Raw genomic sequence first — 15,306 nt, 5'->3', positions numbered from 1 at the left:
CTCCGCGAGGACCCCGACGCGATGAGCGCGCAGCAGGATCTGCTGACCCGCTACGAGGCGAGCATGCTGAACGTCTTCGGCACCCCACCGTTGGTACTCACCCACGGTGATGGTTGTTACGTCTGGGACGCGGACGGTCATCGTTACCTGGACCTGGTCGGCGGTATCGCGGTCAATGTGCTCGGGCACGGGCACCCCGCGCTGGTCGCAGCCGTGTCCAAGCAGGCAGCTGAAGCAATCCACATCTCCAACCTCTTCGCCTCACCGGTCCAGATCGAACTGGCGGAGGCTTTGCTGACTGTGGCGCAGGCGCCCCAGGGGTCGAGGGTGTTCTTCGGTAACTCAGGGGCCGAGGCCATCGAGGCTGCCATCAAGCTCGCCCGACGCACCGGGCGCACCGGCATCGTTGCGGCCGAAGGCGCCTTCCACGGTCGCACCACGGGCGCCTTGGCACTGACGCACAAGGAGGCTTATCGCAGCCCCTTCGAGCCGCTGATGCCAGGCGTTACGCATGTTCCCTACGGTGACGTGGATGCACTCGCAGCCCGGGTGGACCACACGACCGGTGCTGTCGTTCTGGAGTCCGTCCAGGGTGAGGCGGGCGTCATCGTCCCTGACGCCGGTTATCTGCAGGCCGCGCGGGAGATCACGACGGCGGCCGGAGCGCTGCTGATTCTCGACGAGATCCAGTCGGGCATGGGCCGCACCGGTGCATGGTTCGCCTACCAGCACAGCGGCGTCGTTCCTGACGCCATCACAGTCGCAAAGGGGCTCGGTGGCGGGGTGCCGATCGGGGCCCTGGTGACGTATGGCGAGCGGGTGTCGCAGCTGTTGCAACCCGGCCAGCACGGTTCGACCTTCGGCGGTAATCCGTTGGCAGCGGCAGCAGGTTTGGCCGTGCTGGCGACCATCCAGGAGCAGGGGCTGCTGCGCCACGCCGAACTGGTCGGCGCGCACCTGACCCAGCGACTGACCGACCATCCGCCTGCCGGAGTGTCCGGTGTCCGCGGCCTGGGTCTGATGGCGGCGATCACCTTGCAACACCCCATTGCACCCGCGGTTGCGGGTGCTGCCCGGGCGGCGGGATTCATCGTCAACCCGGTGGCGCCGAACGCCCTGCGATTGGTGCCACCGCTGATTCTGACCGTCGGACAGCTCGACACCTTCCTGGACGCGCTGCCGCAACTGATGAGCGAGGCCACTTCATGACACGGCACTTCCTGCGGGACGATGACCTGACCCCCGCCGAGCAAGCTGCGGTACTGCATGATGCGGGCGAGCAGAAGCGCAACCGGGACCGCAGTCGCGCCGTCGGTGGGCCCGGGATCGCCCTGATATTCGACAAGCCGACGCTACGCACGCAACTGTCCTTCACCATCGCAGCGCATGAGTTGGGCGGCTATCCGGTGCTGGTCGATGGACCGATGGCCGGGATCGGCACGCGCGAGTCGATCGCGGACTGCGCCAAGGTGCTCGGCCGGCAGGTAGGTGCCATCGTCTGGCGGACGACCGACCAGTCGCGGGTGCAGGAGATGGCAGCGCATGCCGGGGTGCCGGTCGTCAACGCGCTCACCGACCAGTTCCATCCCTGCCAGATTCTGGCCGATCTGCTGACGATCGGTGAGCACCGCGGAACGCTTGCTGGTCAGGTGGCGGCCTACGTCGGAGACGCGGCCAACAACATGGCACATTCCTACCTTCTCGGATTTGCCACGGCAGGCCTCCACCTACGTATCGGCGGCCCGAATATCGCCGATCTCGACGGCGATGTCGTCCGTCGCGCGCGCAACATCGCGGCAACGACAGGTGGCTCCGTCACCCTTACCGATGATCCGGTAAGCGCAGTGCACGGTGCGGGGATCGTCATCACAGATACCTGGGTCTCGATGGGCCAGGAGGATGAAAGCGCTACCCGTAAGGGTGCCAGCTCGCCCTTTGCCCCGTTCGCAGTCACCGCGCAACTGATGGCGCAGGCGGCCCCCAGGGCGTTGGTCATGCACTGCCTACCGGCGTACCGCGGCTATGAGATCAGCGCCGAGATGCTCGACGGACCGCAGTCGGTCGTGTTCGATCAAGCCGAAAACCGGTTGCACGTCCAGAAGGCCGTGCTTGCCTTCTTGATGAAGCAGCGATGATTCCCGCCACGCGGACGGCGAGGCAGCAGCTCGTCGCCGACATCATCAGCTCTGAGCTGATCCGGTCGCAGTCCGAGCTGGCCGATCACCTCGCGGGTAACGGCGTCGAGGTCACTCAGGCCACCTTGTCCAGAGACCTGCTGCAGTTGCGCGCCGAGAAGGTGCGCCACGGATCGCAGCTGGTCTACGCGCTGCCCGGTGAGGTGGGCGACGACCGGGTTCGACCATCACCTGGTGACACCCAGCTGAGCGATCGGCTGCGCCGTATCTGCGCCGAACTACTGGTCAGTGCGCAGGTGTCGGAGAACCTCGTGGTCCTGCGCACCCCACCGGGTGCTGCGAACTACCTCGCCAGTGCCATCGACCATTCGCTCCCGGCCGACGTTGTGGGCACCGTCGCGGGCGACGACACTGTGCTCGTGGTAGCCAGTTCGGCCCAGAGTGCCCCGGCCGCTGCGCGCGCGCTGCTCGCTGCGGCCCGTTACACCGATCTCGTACGTGATGAAGGAGGACTCCCCGAATGAACCAGGAAGAACAGTCCGCACCCGTGAGCCTGTGGGGCGGCCGGTTCTCCGGCGGGCCATCGGATGCCTTGGCGGCCTTGTCCAAGTCCACCCACTTCGACTGGCGGCTGGCGCTGTACGACATCCGTGGATCAAAAGCTCACGCGCAGGTGCTGCACGCGGCGGGGTTGCTCTCCGATGCACATCTGAGTGAAATGCTGTCAGCGTTGACGTTACTGGCCAGCGATGTGGAAAGCGGTCGCTTCATCCCTGCCGAGGAGGACGAGGACGTCCATACGGCGCTGGAGCGCGGGCTGATCGACCGGGCCGGTGCAGATGTCGGCGGCAGGCTGCGCGCCGGACGTTCCCGCAACGATCAGGTGGCAAGCTTGTTCCGGATGTACCTGCGCGACCACGCGCGGATCGTCTCCGGCCTGCTGTTGGATGTCGTCGATGCGCTGACCGCTCAGTCCACCCGGATGTTCGGCGTCGCGATGCCGGGTCGCACGCACCTGCAGCATGCGCAACCGGTCCTCGTCTCCCACCATCTGCTCGCGCATGCGTGGGCACTGCTACGAGACGTCGACCGATTCCGTGACTGGGATGCCCGGACCGATGTTTCGCCTTACGGCGCCGGGGCCCTCGCAGGTTCCTCGCTCGGGCTCGACCCCGAGGCGGTAGCGAAGGATCTCGGTTTCTCGACGTCGGTGGACAACTCCATCGACGGCACCGCAAGCCGCGACTTCGTGGCCGAGTTCGGATTCGTGGCTGCGATGGCGGCGGTGGACATCTCGCGATTTGCCGAAGAAGTGATCATGTGGGCGACGAAGGAATTCTCGTTCATCACGCTGGACGATTCATACTCCACCGGTTCCAGCATCATGCCGCAAAAGAAGAACCCCGATGTCGCCGAGCTCGCGCGGGGCAAGGCAGGTCGCCTCATCGGTGACCTGGCCGGGCTGATGACCACGCTGAAAGCGCTTCCGCTGGCCTACAACAGGGACCTGCAAGAAGACAAGGAGCCGGTGTTCGATGCTGTCGACACCCTCGAGGTACTGCTCCCGGCCTTCGCCGGCATGACGGACACCCTGGTGTTCCACAGGGAGCGCCTGCAGTCACTGGCGCCGCAGGGATTTGCCCTCGCAACAGATATCGCGGAGTGGCTGGTGCGCCAGAACGTGCCGTTCCGGGTTGCGCATGAGGTCGCTGGTGCCTGTGTGCGCTTCTGCGAGCTTCGCGGGATCGAGCTGTGGGATCTTACCGATGAGCAGCTGCAGCAGATCCATCCCCAGTTGACCCCGGACGTACGAACGGTGCTGTCCGTGGAGGGTTCACTGGCATCGCGGGATGCTCGCGGGGGGACGGCTCCGGTCCGGGTACGGGAGCAGCTGACAACGGTCATCCATCGACGTGATCAACTGCGGGACTGGGTCGACCAACCCGTTGGCACGCAGCGCGAGGCGTGATCATGTCCGCGGCGGGCCGATTCGAGTGGGGTGTGGGGTTGCCTGCGGTGCAGATGGCTCCGGCTCTGCTGGGTGCGAGCATCGAACACTCGGGCGTACGTGTGCGCATCGTGGAGGTCGAGGCGTACGACGGGGCCAATGATCCGGGTGCGCACGGTTTTCGGGGGCAGACACCGCGCAACCAGGTGATGTTCGGTCCGCCCGGGCATCTGTATGTGTATTTCACGTACGGGATGCACTACTGCATCAATGTGGTGTGCGGGGAAACCGGACGCGCGGCGGGGGTGTTACTGCGCGCCGGCGAGGTGGTCGGCGGCATCGACATCGCCAGGCAGCGTCGCGGGAAGTCGGCGGACCGCGACCTCGCTCGGGGTCCGGCCCGCCTTGCCCAGGCAATGGCCATTACCGACCTGAGTCTCAACGGGGTAGACCTCGGACCCCAGGACTCACCGGTCCAACTGAGCAGATCGGCTGCCTTGCCTGCCTCGGCGATCAGCACCGGGCCCCGCGTCGGTGTCAGCGGTCCCGGTGGTGATGGCGCGACCTACCCGTGGCGGTTCTGGGTGACCGGTGATCCGCATGTGTCGCTGTACCGCGCGGCAGTTGTCCGCCGCCGCCGGGCTGAGGTGGCCACTCCGTGATCCGCTGAACCACCCTGCCCTGCAGATGCGGCAGGCTGAGCACCGTCCTGTCGATTGCAATGAAGGGTTCCGTGCGCGTGGCTGACATTTTCGAGGAGCTGCAATGGCGCGGCATGGTCGCCCAGACAACCAACGAGGTCGCTCTCAATGAGGCGCTCAGCGGACCGCCATTGACGGTGTACTGCGGCTTCGACCCCACCGCACCTTCCCTGCACTTCGGAAATCTTGTGCAGCTGGTGCTGCTGCGTCGTCTGCAGCAGGCCGGCCATCGGGTGCTGTGCTTGGTGGGCGGATCGACGGGCCTGATCGGTGACCCGCGACCCTCGGCGGAGCGGGTACTGAAAACCACCGAGCAGACCGCCGAGTGGGTCCAGAAGATCCAGCGCCAGGTCCGCCCCTTCCTGAATTTCGAGGGCGAGAACCCCGCACAGATCGTCAACAACCTGGACTGGACGCAGGGGATTTCCGCGCTGGACTTCCTGCGGGACATCGGTAAGCACTTCCGGGTCAACACAATGATCAAGAAGGATGCCGTCGCGGCCCGGCTCAACAGCGAGCATGGGATCAGCTACACCGAGTTCAGTTACCAGGTGCTGCAGGGCCTGGACTACCTGCACCTGTTCCGCGAGTTCGGCTGCACCCTGCAGACCGGTGCGGTCGACCAGTGGGGAAACATTCTCGCCGGGGCTGACCTGATCCACTCGTGCGAGGGCACGTCGGTGCACGTGCTGACCACCCCCCTGCTGACGGATGCGCAGGGGCGCAAGTACGGCAAATCTGAGGGCAATGCCATCTGGTTGGACGCCGACATGTTCAGCCCGTGGGCCTTCTACCAGTTCTGGCTCAATGTCGATGACGCCGAGGTGATCAGCCTGGTCAAGGTGTTCAGCGACCTCGATCGCACCCAGATCACCGAACTGGAACGCCAGGTTCGCGATGAACCGTTCCGGCGGGCAGCACAGCGGTCCCTCGCCGCTGAGGTGACGACCCTGGTACATGGGGCCGACGCGACGTCGTCGGTGCAACGGGCATCGGAGGCGCTGTTCGGCAAGGGAGATCTCGTCCAGCTGGACGAGCGCACCCTGCGGGATGCCACTGCCGAACTAGCCGGCGCCGACGTGCCCCCCGGTACCTCGGTCGTCGACGCGTTGGTCATCACTGGGGTGGTCGAGAGTCGGAATGCGGCACGTCGGCTCATCGCCGAAGGCGGGATTTCGCTGAACAACGTCAAGGTCAGCGACGCCGAGGCAACCGTGCAGGCCCAGGACTACCTGCATGACCACGTGGTGCTCATCAAGCGGGGCAAGCGGCACCTCGTGGCCGCCCGACGTGCCGAAAAGCCCTGAGATCCGGGCGATTTGGCCGCATCGCAAACCATGACGTACAGTTCTGTCATCACCTGAACGAGGCACAGACGAGAACGAATCGGCTGGCCGGAGGGTGATCCACACAGAAGTAGCCAGCACAGACAGTAAAGCCGGTGAAAGTGTGGTAAGCTAAAGAAGTTGCCCCGAGGAAAGCCAGAGCAGTTCAGCTCTGCGTGGCCCAGGACGCGATCGTTTTTTGATAACTCAACAGCGTGTTGAATGATTGATGCCAGATTAATGTTTGGTTGATGTTGATGGAAGTTATTTCTTTGATGTCAGCTGGGTTCGGATTTTGCAAGAAGTTTTTTTTGGAGAGTTTGATCCTGGCTCAGGACGAACGCTGGCGGCGTGCTTAACACATGCAAGTCGTACGATGATGCCGCAACTTGTTGTGGTGGATTAGTGGCGAACGGGTGAGTAACACGTGAGTAACCTGCCTTTCACTCTGGGATAAGCCTTGGAAACGAGGTCTAATACTGGATATGACTCCTTGCCGCATGGTGGGGGGTGGAAAGCCTTCGGGTGGTGGATGATGGACTCGCGTACTATCAGCTTGTTGGTGGGGTTGTGGCTCACCAAGGCTTTGACGGTTAGCCGGCCTGAGAGGGTGATCGGCCACATTGGGACTGAGATACGGCCCAGACTCCTACGGGAGGCAGCAGTGGGGAATATTGCACAATGGGCGAAAGCCTGATGCAGCGACGCCGCGTGGGGGATGAAGGCCTTCGGGTTGTAAACTCCTTTCGCTCGTGACGAAGCCTTTCGGGGTGACGGTAGCGGGAGAAGAAGCACCGGCTAACTACGTGCCAGCAGCCGCGGTAATACGTAGGGTGCGAGCGTTGTCCGGAATTATTGGGCGTAAAGAGCTTGTAGGCGGTTTGTCGCGTCTGCTGTGAAAGCCCGGGGCTTAACTCCGGGTCTGCAGTGGGTACGGGCAGGCTAGAGTATGGTAGGGGAGACTGGAATTCCTAGTGTAGCGGTGAAATGCGCAGATATTAGGAGGAACACCGATGGCGAAGGCAGGTCTCTGGGCCATTACTGACGCTGAGAAGCGAAAGCATGGGGAGCAAACAGGATTAGATACCCTGGTAGTCCATGCCGTAAACGTTGGGCGCTAGGTGTGGGACTCATTCCACGAGTTCCGTGCCGTAGCTAACGCATTAAGCGCCCCGCCTGGGGAGTACGGCCGCAAGGCTAAAACTCAAAGGAATTGACGGGGGCCCGCACAAGCGGCGGAGCATGCGGATTAATTCGATGCAACGCGAAGAACCTTACCAAGGCTTGACATACACCAGATCGCAGCAGAGATGTTGTTTCCTTTTGGTTGGTGTACAGGTGGTGCATGGTTGTCGTCAGCTCGTGTCGTGAGATGTTGGGTTAAGTCCCGCAACGAGCGCAACCCTCGTTCTATGTTGCCAGCACGTAATGGTGGGGACTCATAGGAGACTGCCGGGGTCAACTCGGAGGAAGGTGGGGATGAGGTCAAATCATCATGCCCCTTATGTCTTGGGCTTCACGCATGCTACAATGGCTGGTACAGAGGGTTGCGATACCGCGAGGTGGAGCGAATCCCTTAAAGCCGGTCTCAGTTCGGATTGGGGTCTGCAACTCGACCCCATGAAGTCGGAGTCGCTAGTAATCGCAGATCAGCAACGCTGCGGTGAATACGTTCCCGGGCCTTGTACACACCGCCCGTCAAGTCACGAAAGTTGGTAACACCCGAAGCCCACGGCCTAACCACCTTGTGTGGAGGGAGTGGTCGAAGGTGGGATCGGCGATTGGGACTAAGTCGTAACAAGGTAGCCGTACCGGAAGGTGCGGCTGGATCACCTCCTTTCTAAGGAGCGATACACCATCGGTTGCCGAATGTGCGACCGGGTGTGCTCATGGGTGGAATCATCAATCATAGTGCGTGACCTGTTGGTTGACGTGTTTGGTAGTACTGCTGTTACTGGTGGCCTTTCGGGGTTGTTGGTGGTGGTGTGGAGGCTGAGTATGTGATCTGGGGTTGCGTGTCGACACGCTGTTGGGGTTATGAGGAAACGATCGTGTTTGTCACGGTTGGGTCTTCTTGTTTGAGCACCATTGTCATCGCCTTCCACGTTGTGTGGTGGGTTGGTGTGGTGGGTGTGTGTTGTTTGAGAATTACACAGTGGACGCGAGCATCTTTATTTTTTGTGGCTCAAGTTTTTAAGGGCGCACGGTGGATGCCTTGGCACCAGGAACCGATGAAGGACGTAGGAATCTGCGATAAGCCTCGGGGAGCCGATAACCAGGCTGTGATCCGAGGGTTTCCGAATGGGGAAACCCAGTACGAGATATGTCGTGCTACCCGCATCTGAACTCATAGGGTGTGTGGAGGGAACGTGGGGAAGTGAAACATCTCAGTACCCACAGGAAGAGAAAACAACATGTGATTCCGTGAGTAGTGGCGAGCGAAAGCGGATCAGGCTAAACCGCAGCTGTGTGATACCTGTCAGGGGTTGCAGTTGTGGTGTTGTGGGGTTGACTTTTTCCATTACTGACATGATGGAGGACAGTAAAAAATTGTGCATGTAGGTGAAGCATCTTGAATGGTGTGGCGTAGAGGGTGCGACTCCCGTAACCGAAACATGTGTGACTGTTCGAGTTGATACCCAAGTAGCACGGGGCCCGTGAAATCTCGTGTGAATCTGGCAGGACCACCTGCTAAGCCTAAATATTCCCTGGTGACCGATAGCGGACAAGTACCGTGAGGGAAAGGTGAAAAGTACCCCGGGAGGGGAGTGAAATAGTACCTGAAACCGTGTGCTTACAATCCGTCAGAGCCTCCGTTGTGGGGTGATGGCGTGCCTTTTGAAGAATGAGCCTGCGAGTTAGTGCTCAGTGGCGAGGTTAACCCGTGTGGGGAAGCCGTAGCGAAAGCGAGTCCGAATAGGGCGATTGAGTCGCTGGGTCTAGACCCGAAGCGGAGTGATCTACCCATGGCCAGGTTGAAGCGCCGGTAAGACGGCGTGGAGGACCGAACCCACTTAGGTTGAAAACTGAGGGGATGAGCTGTGGGTAGGGGTGAAAGGCCAATCAAACTCCGTGATAGCTGGTTCTCCCCGAAATGCATTTAGGTGCAGCGTCACGTGTTTCTTACCGGAGGTAGAGCTACTGGATGGCTGATGGGCCTCACCAGGTTACTGGCGTCAACCAAACTCCGAATGCCGGTAAGTTTAAGCGTGGCAGTGAGACGGCGGGGGATAAGCTTCGTCGTCGAGAGGGAAACAGCCCAGATCACCATCTAAGGTCCCTAAGCGTGTGCTAAGTGGAAAAGGATGTGGAGTTGCTGTGACAACCAGGAGGTTGGCTTAGAAGCAGCCACCCTTTAAAGAGTGCGTAATAGCTCACTGGTCAAGTGATTCCGCGCCGACAATGTAGCGGGGCTCAAGCACACCACCGAAGCTGTGGCATTCACACATTCTCTAGTCACCGAATACGTTTGGTGGTTCAGGGGTGTGGATGGGTAGGGGAGCGTCGTGTGGGCAGTGAAGCGCCGGGGTGACCCAGGTGTGGAGCCCACACGAGTGAGAATGCAGGCATGAGTAGCGCATGACGGGCGAGAAACCCGTCCGCCGAATAACCAAGGTTTCCAGGGTCAAGCTAATCTGCCCTGGGTAAGTCGGGACCTAAGGCGAGGCCGACAGGCGTAGTCGATGGACATCCGGTTTATATTCCGGAACCGGCGAAGAACCGCCCATATCGAATCAGGGGATGCTAACCATCTTGTCCTACCGTTATCTTTCATGTGCCTTTCGGGGTGTGTGGGAGTGTGTGTGGGTTCAGCGTGGGACCCGATCTTGTAGTAGGTAAGCGATGGAGTGACGCAGGAAGGTAGCCTCCGCGTGGCGATGGTTGTCCACGTCTAAGCGTGTAGCCCGGCTGGTAGGCAAATCCGCCAGTCATATAGGGTGAGACGTGATAGTGACCCCGAATGGGGGAAGTAGGGTGATCCTATGCTGCCAAGAAAAACTTCTAGCGAGGTTCGAGCCGCCCGTACCCCAAACCGACTCAGGTGGTTAGGTAGAGAATACCAAGGCGATCGAGTGAATCATGGTTAAGGAATTCGGCAAAATACCCCCGTAACTTCGGGAGAAGGGGGGCCCAATCCTTGAAGCACTTTACGTGCTAGGGGTGAGGGTCGCAGAGACCAGGGAGAAGCGACTGTTTACTAAAAACACAGGTCCGTGCGAAGAAGTAATTCGATGTATACGGACTGACGCCTGCCCGGTGCTGGAACGTTAAGGGGACCGGTTAGTCACTTGTGGCGAAGCTGAGAACTTAAGCGCCAGTAAACGGCGGTGGTAACTATAACCATCCTAAGGTAGCGAAATTCCTTGTCGGGTAAGTTCCGACCTGCACGAATGGCGTAACGACTTCTCCACTGTCTCAACCATGAACTCGGCGAAATTGCAGTACGAGTAAAGATGCTCGTTACGCGCAGCAGGACGGAAAGACCCCGGGACCTTTACTATAGCTTGGTATTGGTGTTTGGTACGGTTTGTGCAGGATAGGTGGGAGACTATGAAGTTCGCACGCCAGTGCGGGTGGAGTCATCGTTGAAATACCACTCTGATCGTTCTGAGCACCTAACTTCGGTCCGTGATCCGGATCAGGGACAGTGCCTGGTGGGTAGTTTAACTGGGGCGGTTGCCTCCTAAAGAGTAACGGAGGCGCCCAAAGGTTCCCTCAGCCTGGTTGGTAATCAGGTGTCGAGTGTAAGTGCACAAGGGAGCTTGACTGTGAGACAGACACGTCGAGCAGAGACGAAAGTCGGGACTAGTGACCCGACGGTGGCTTGTGGAAGCGCCGTCGCTCAACGGATAAAAGGTACCCCGGGGATAACAGGCTGATCTTGCCCAAGAGCTCATATCGACGGCATGGTTTGGCACCTCGATGTCGGCTCGTCGCATCCTGGGGCTGGAGTAGGTCCCAAGGGTTGGGCTGTTCGCCCATTAAAGCGGTACGCGAGCTGGGTTTAGAACGTCGTGAGACAGTTCGGTCCCTATCCGCTGCGCGCGCAGGAAACTTGAGAAGACCTGTCCCTAGTACGAGAGGACCGGGATGGACGAACCTCTGGTATGTCAGTTGTCACGCCAGTGGCACGGCTGATTCGCTACGTTCGGAAGTGATAACCGCTGAAAGCATCTAAGCGGGAAGCACGCTTCAAGATGAGGTTTCCATCACCCTTCGGGGTGTGAAGGCACCCAGCTAGACTACTGGGTTGATAGGCCGGATGTGGAAACACCGTAAGGTGTGTAGCTGACCGGTACTAATCTGCCAACAACTTGAACACCACAACTAATTATAACGAGCTGTTCGCGTCCACTGTGTGATTCTGAAACAACACCACCACCCCCTTTTCAACACGACGTGTTCGTGTTCGGGTCGGGGGGAGTGTGGTCATAGTTTCATAACGTTACGGCGGTCATAGCGAAGCGGGAAACGCCCGGTCACATACCGAACCCGGAAGCTAAGCCCTTCAGCGCCGATGGTACTGCACACGGGAGTGTGTGGGAGAGTAGGACACCGCCGAACATCTTTCGCAAATGCGGAAGCACTCGGTCGCGAAAGCGGCCCGGTGCTTCCGCATTTGGCATTTCCGGACGTGCTGCTGATGCATGCGAAGATGTCACCAGCTGGCAGCGCTCGGCACTGATTGATTCAACGTTGCAATCTGAAGAGGTAGGAAACATGTCCGAGGAAGAACAGTCCTCCGATCAACCGGACCAGTCACCACGGGCGTCCCGGTGGGGTGCGGCTCGTGCCGATCGCCCGGACACGAACAGTAAGGGTGGGCGTAATGCCGAGCGTGCACCCCGAGGGTCCGATGATGCGGGTGAGCGTCGCGCCAGGAGTTCGGGTGGGACCAAATCGGGAGGCCGTCCTACCGATAGAGGGCACGCTTCCGGCCAGCCGACGTCGATGCGCGGTGGGCCGGCTGGTCAACCAGATCGTCGCGACCGGGGTCCACGCAGCTGGGAAGTGAACGCGCCTGGCCGCTCCCCGGACAGGGCTCGGATCCGCGAACCTGAACTACCGGATGAGATCACCGGTAAAGAGTTGGACCGTCAGGTCTGGACGCAGTTACGAACCCTCAGTAAAGACAATGCGCTAGGAGTTGCACGCCATCTGGTGATGACCGCAGAGGTGCTGGACGACGACGTGGACTTGGCCTTGGAGCATGCGGAGCATGCTGCGAAGCGGGCGGGTCGGGTGCCGGCGGTACGGGAAGCACTGGGGCTCGTGCGGTATCGCCGAGGAGAATTCTCCGATGCGCTGCGTGAATTTCGGACCGCGCGTCGGCTCTCCGGCTCGGACCACCTGCTCGCCTATATGGCCGATTGCGAACGCGGTCTGGGTCGCCCCGACAGGGCCTTGGAACTGGCAGCGTCTGCCGAGGCGAAGAATCTGGGCGAGGGTGACAATATCGAGCTCGCCATCGTTGTCTCGGGGGTACGCCGCGATCTCGGGCAACCAGAGGCCGCGGTGATGTGCTTGCGAATTCCGGCCCTTCAAAAGGCCACCGACCAGCCGTGGGCCGCTCGGCTCTTCTATGCCTACGCCGACGCTCTGCTGGCGACCGGTGACGAGGACGGCGCCCACGAATGGTTTCGGAAGGCATTGGACGCGGACGTGCACGAGCAGACGGACGCAGCTTTCCGCTTGGGCTTGGAGGTGGATGACGAGTTCACCGACCTGTTGGATGCGGGCGAAGATGAGCCGTCTTCATCCGATGGTGGTGGCGAACCCGAACTCGAAGCTGACCGCGAAGCCGACAGTGCCATGGGCGAGCGCTCCGACGATCACTGACCGCACAGCATTGCCCTGGGAGCGGGATGGCCATGCTGGTCGGCCATGCCCATCCCCTTTCGACAGAGAGGTTCATCCACACCCTGTGCTGGACCGGTAGGGAGCGGCTGTCCCCCGCAGCACGCTAGGGAACATGGCCGAGAAGAAGAACGTGAAGCCCTCCGGGGGTGGTGGTGTCCAGCAGGCTGTGCCCACGTCGCTCAACGAGGTGCGACTGGTCGGACGGGTGAGCGCTCCCGCGAAGTTGCAGGTGATGCCGAGTGGAGACGAGTTGGTGACTTTCAGGTTGATCCTGGACCGCCCTCAAACGGCAAAGAGGTCTGCCGGCGCGCGCCAGTCGGTGGATGTCATCGAGATCGCCTGTTGGACGTCGCGCACCCGGCGCGCAGCCCTGAATCTCATCGAGGGTGCGACGGTGGGCGTCGAGGGCGGTCTGCGTCGCCGATTTTATAAGACACCCGTAGGTGCAGCGAGTCGATACGAGGTCGAGGCTGCGGTGGTGAGCAGAGTTCGTAAGGCGCCAGGCGCGGCGTCACAATAAGCCATGCCCTCAGCTCTGCGCGATCGATATGCCGGCCTCGTATGTGACCTCGACGGGGTTGTCTATCTCGGTTCTCAGGCCGTGCCGTACGCCGTGGAAGAGCTCACCGCGGCCGGTGGCGGTCCGGCAGCCGGCGTCGTCTATGCCACCAACAATGCATCGCGCACGCCATCCGACGTGGCAGCGCAACTGTGTCACCTGGGCCTGCAGACCGAGGCAGACCAGGTGATCAACAGTTCGATGGCAGGGGCCGCAGTGATCGCGGATCGATTTCCGCCCGGTGCCGGTGTCCTTGCGGTGGGCGGTGCCGGCGTCGCCGCCGCGTTGCAGAACGCCGGATTGACCCCGGTGCAGCCCTCAGCAGCAGCGCGGTGGCAGGGCGAGATAGTGGCCGCTCTGCAGGGCTATGGTCCCCAGGTATGCGCAGCGGACCTCGCGGAGGTGGCGTTCGCCGTGCAAGCCGGCGCTGCCTGGATCGTGACCAATGACGACCGGACTCTGCCCACCGAACGTGGTGTGGCACCGGGTAACGGTTCACTGGTCGGCGCCGTGCGGATGGCCGTCGATCTAGACCCGGAAGTGGTCGGCAAGCCCGGCCCGTTGATGTACGAGATGGCCGCCAGGCTGCTGGGCGTATCGGCCGGGCAGACGTTGGCAGTGGGCGATCGCCTCGAGACCGACATCGCGGGTGCACATGCTGCTGGCATGGATGCGCTGCTCGTCCTCACCGGCGTGCACGGCCCGGTCGATCTGGTCCGCTGCGAGCCCGGGCTTCGGCCACGGTACGTGGCAAGTGACCTGCGATCGTTGAGTAAGCCCTACGAGGAGCCGCAGCGTACTCAGGGCGGGTGGCAAATCGGCGAAGTGACCGCGATCCTTGAGGTCACTGACGACGAGTGCACCGTGCGCTGTGACCGAGCGGATGCGCCGCAGACACCAGGTGACGTCACGCTGCGACTAGCGCTGCGGGCAATCTGGGAAGGGCTGGACGAGGGGCGGCTGACCCAGGACGCGGCCGTTCGCGCCATCACTGCGTGGCAGTAGCGTGGGGCTCGTAGCCGAAGCGTCGTCGAACCCACGGAAAGGACCCGCGCATGGCATTCGAGGCTGTTCGCTCGACACTCACGATAGCCACCATGATCGGGGCTGCTGTGAAGGAAAGAGCGGGAGAACTGGCTGAGGGACTGCTGGAAGTGCCCGGGGTCGGTCCGTCGGCCGTCAAGATGCTTCAGCTCGGCGGACAAATCGGCGAGGTGACCGAGGAACTCACCGCCCTTGTCGCCACCAACCGCAGTGCTATTGCCGATGTACTGCGCGCCGAGATCGACCTGCAGTTGCAACGGGTCGGACTCAGCACCCCCGGCATCCAGGAGTCGAGCCGGGCCGAGATCGACCGGCTCACGGCGCAGATCGCCGATTTGCGGAAGGCCTTGGAGGCAGCTTCCGCAGTTGCGGCCAGCACTCCAACCGATAGACCGAGGCAGGTACGCGGCACGAGCAGGGCACCGCGTAAAGGCGTTGCGAAGGCAACGGCCGCGAGGAAGGTCGCTGCAACCACTGCGTCCACCAAGAAGGCTGCTACCCGAAAGCCGTCGACCTCCAGGGCGTCGACGACGTCGGCTGATGGCGCGAGCACGCCGGCAAAGGTGCAATCGCGACGTGGCGATCCTTCCTACTCCGATCCTTCCTACTCCGACCTCGAGAATGACGCGTGACGTCACAGTTTTCATCGAGTAGTTCCTTCGGTGCGGTTGCTCGCGGAGCGGCGCCAACAGCAGGCATTGCCCCCGGTCCGACGCCTCGCCCACCGCGGCCC

The 15,306-nt window shown here is 61.5% G+C and carries 11 protein-coding genes and 3 rRNA genes; all 14 read left to right on the top strand.

Annotation, left to right across the window (positions count from 1 at the left end; translation table 11 throughout):
* The first annotated feature begins 21 nt into the window (after positions 1-21).
* The 14 genes from V3G39_12775 (at position 22) to V3G39_12710 (ending at position 15,205) form a co-directional block, all read left to right on the top strand.
* Complete coding sequence (locus V3G39_12775; protein ID XAS75524.1) at positions 22-1,209, top strand: acetylornithine transaminase; 1,188 nt, start codon at positions 22-24, stop codon at positions 1,207-1,209.
* Positions 1,206-2,135, top strand: coding sequence for an ornithine carbamoyltransferase (argF, locus tag V3G39_12770; protein ID XAS75523.1), 930 nt, complete (start codon positions 1,206-1,208; stop codon positions 2,133-2,135). Before V3G39_12775 ends, argF begins: the two co-directional genes overlap by 4 nt.
* Positions 2,132-2,659, top strand: a complete 528-nt coding sequence (locus V3G39_12765) for an arginine repressor (protein XAS75522.1) — start codon at positions 2,132-2,134, stop codon at positions 2,657-2,659. Before argF ends, V3G39_12765 begins: the two co-directional genes overlap by 4 nt.
* Complete coding sequence (argH, locus tag V3G39_12760; protein ID XAS75521.1) at positions 2,656-4,104, top strand: argininosuccinate lyase; 1,449 nt, start codon at positions 2,656-2,658, stop codon at positions 4,102-4,104. Before V3G39_12765 ends, argH begins: the two co-directional genes overlap by 4 nt.
* Positions 4,105-4,106: 2 nt before the next feature.
* Positions 4,107-4,745, top strand: a complete 639-nt coding sequence (locus tag V3G39_12755) for a DNA-3-methyladenine glycosylase (protein XAS75520.1) — start codon at positions 4,107-4,109, stop codon at positions 4,743-4,745.
* A 77-nt stretch (positions 4,746-4,822) separates the two neighbouring features.
* Positions 4,823-6,091: a tyrosine--tRNA ligase gene (gene tyrS / locus V3G39_12750; GenBank protein ID XAS75519.1), complete on the top strand. Its 1,269-nt coding sequence runs from the start codon at positions 4,823-4,825 to the stop codon at positions 6,089-6,091.
* A 326-nt stretch (positions 6,092-6,417) separates the two neighbouring features.
* Positions 6,418-7,949, top strand: a 16S ribosomal RNA gene (locus V3G39_12745).
* 343 nt (positions 7,950-8,292) lie between these two features.
* A 23S ribosomal RNA gene (locus V3G39_12740) occupies positions 8,293-11,432 on the top strand.
* Positions 11,433-11,556: 124 nt separating this feature from the next.
* Positions 11,557-11,674, top strand: a 5S ribosomal RNA gene (gene rrf, locus V3G39_12735).
* The 16S, 23S and 5S rRNA genes sit together here, the layout of an rRNA operon.
* Before the next feature lie 265 nt (positions 11,675-11,939).
* Positions 11,940-12,125 (top strand): hypothetical protein, encoded by a 186-nt coding sequence (locus V3G39_12730; GenBank protein ID XAS75518.1) that lies wholly within the window; start codon positions 11,940-11,942, stop codon positions 12,123-12,125.
* The gene (locus V3G39_12725; GenBank protein ID XAS75517.1) at positions 12,122-12,949 is read left to right on the top strand and encodes a hypothetical protein; all 828 of its coding nucleotides are present in this window, start codon (positions 12,122-12,124) and stop codon (positions 12,947-12,949) included. Before V3G39_12730 ends, V3G39_12725 begins: the two co-directional genes overlap by 4 nt.
* A 133-nt stretch (positions 12,950-13,082) precedes the next feature.
* Positions 13,083-13,490 carry a single-stranded DNA-binding protein gene (locus V3G39_12720; protein XAS75516.1) on the top strand — a complete coding sequence of 136 codons (408 nt, stop codon included), beginning with the start codon at positions 13,083-13,085 and terminating at the stop codon, positions 13,488-13,490.
* A gap of 3 nt (positions 13,491-13,493) precedes the next feature.
* Positions 13,494-14,534, top strand: coding sequence for an HAD-IIA family hydrolase (locus V3G39_12715; protein ID XAS75515.1), 1,041 nt, complete (start codon positions 13,494-13,496; stop codon positions 14,532-14,534).
* 50 nt (positions 14,535-14,584) lie between these two features.
* A complete protein-coding gene (locus V3G39_12710) occupies positions 14,585-15,205 on the top strand; it encodes a hypothetical protein (protein ID XAS75514.1) in 621 nt (206 codons plus the stop codon).
* Positions 15,206-15,306 lie beyond the last annotated feature (101 nt).

The organism is Dermatophilaceae bacterium Sec6.4, assembly GCA_039636865.1.
In the GTDB taxonomy this organism is placed as follows: domain Bacteria; phylum Actinomycetota; class Actinomycetes; order Actinomycetales; family Dermatophilaceae; genus Allobranchiibius.
This window is presented reverse-complemented; position numbering and strand designations above follow the sequence as displayed.

What these genes read in the sequence shown, in the direction of transcription:
- argH (XAS75521.1), top strand. Translation starts at nt 2,656, where the DNA reads ATGAACCAGGAAGAACAGTCCGCACCCGTGAGCCTGTGGGGCGGCCGG.
- V3G39_12720 (XAS75516.1), top strand. Translation starts at nt 13,083, where the DNA reads ATGGCCGAGAAGAAGAACGTGAAGCCCTCCGGGGGTGGTGGTGTCCAG.
- V3G39_12730 (XAS75518.1), top strand. Translation starts at nt 11,940, where the DNA reads ATGCCGAGCGTGCACCCCGAGGGTCCGATGATGCGGGTGAGCGTCGCG.
- V3G39_12715 (XAS75515.1), top strand. Translation starts at nt 13,494, where the DNA reads ATGCCCTCAGCTCTGCGCGATCGATATGCCGGCCTCGTATGTGACCTC.
- V3G39_12765 (XAS75522.1), top strand. Translation starts at nt 2,132, where the DNA reads ATGATTCCCGCCACGCGGACGGCGAGGCAGCAGCTCGTCGCCGACATC.
- V3G39_12755 (XAS75520.1), top strand. Translation starts at nt 4,107, where the DNA reads ATGTCCGCGGCGGGCCGATTCGAGTGGGGTGTGGGGTTGCCTGCGGTG.
- V3G39_12710 (XAS75514.1), top strand. Translation starts at nt 14,585, where the DNA reads ATGGCATTCGAGGCTGTTCGCTCGACACTCACGATAGCCACCATGATC.
- argF (XAS75523.1), top strand. Translation starts at nt 1,206, where the DNA reads ATGACACGGCACTTCCTGCGGGACGATGACCTGACCCCCGCCGAGCAA.
- V3G39_12775 (XAS75524.1), top strand. Translation starts at nt 22, where the DNA reads ATGAGCGCGCAGCAGGATCTGCTGACCCGCTACGAGGCGAGCATGCTG.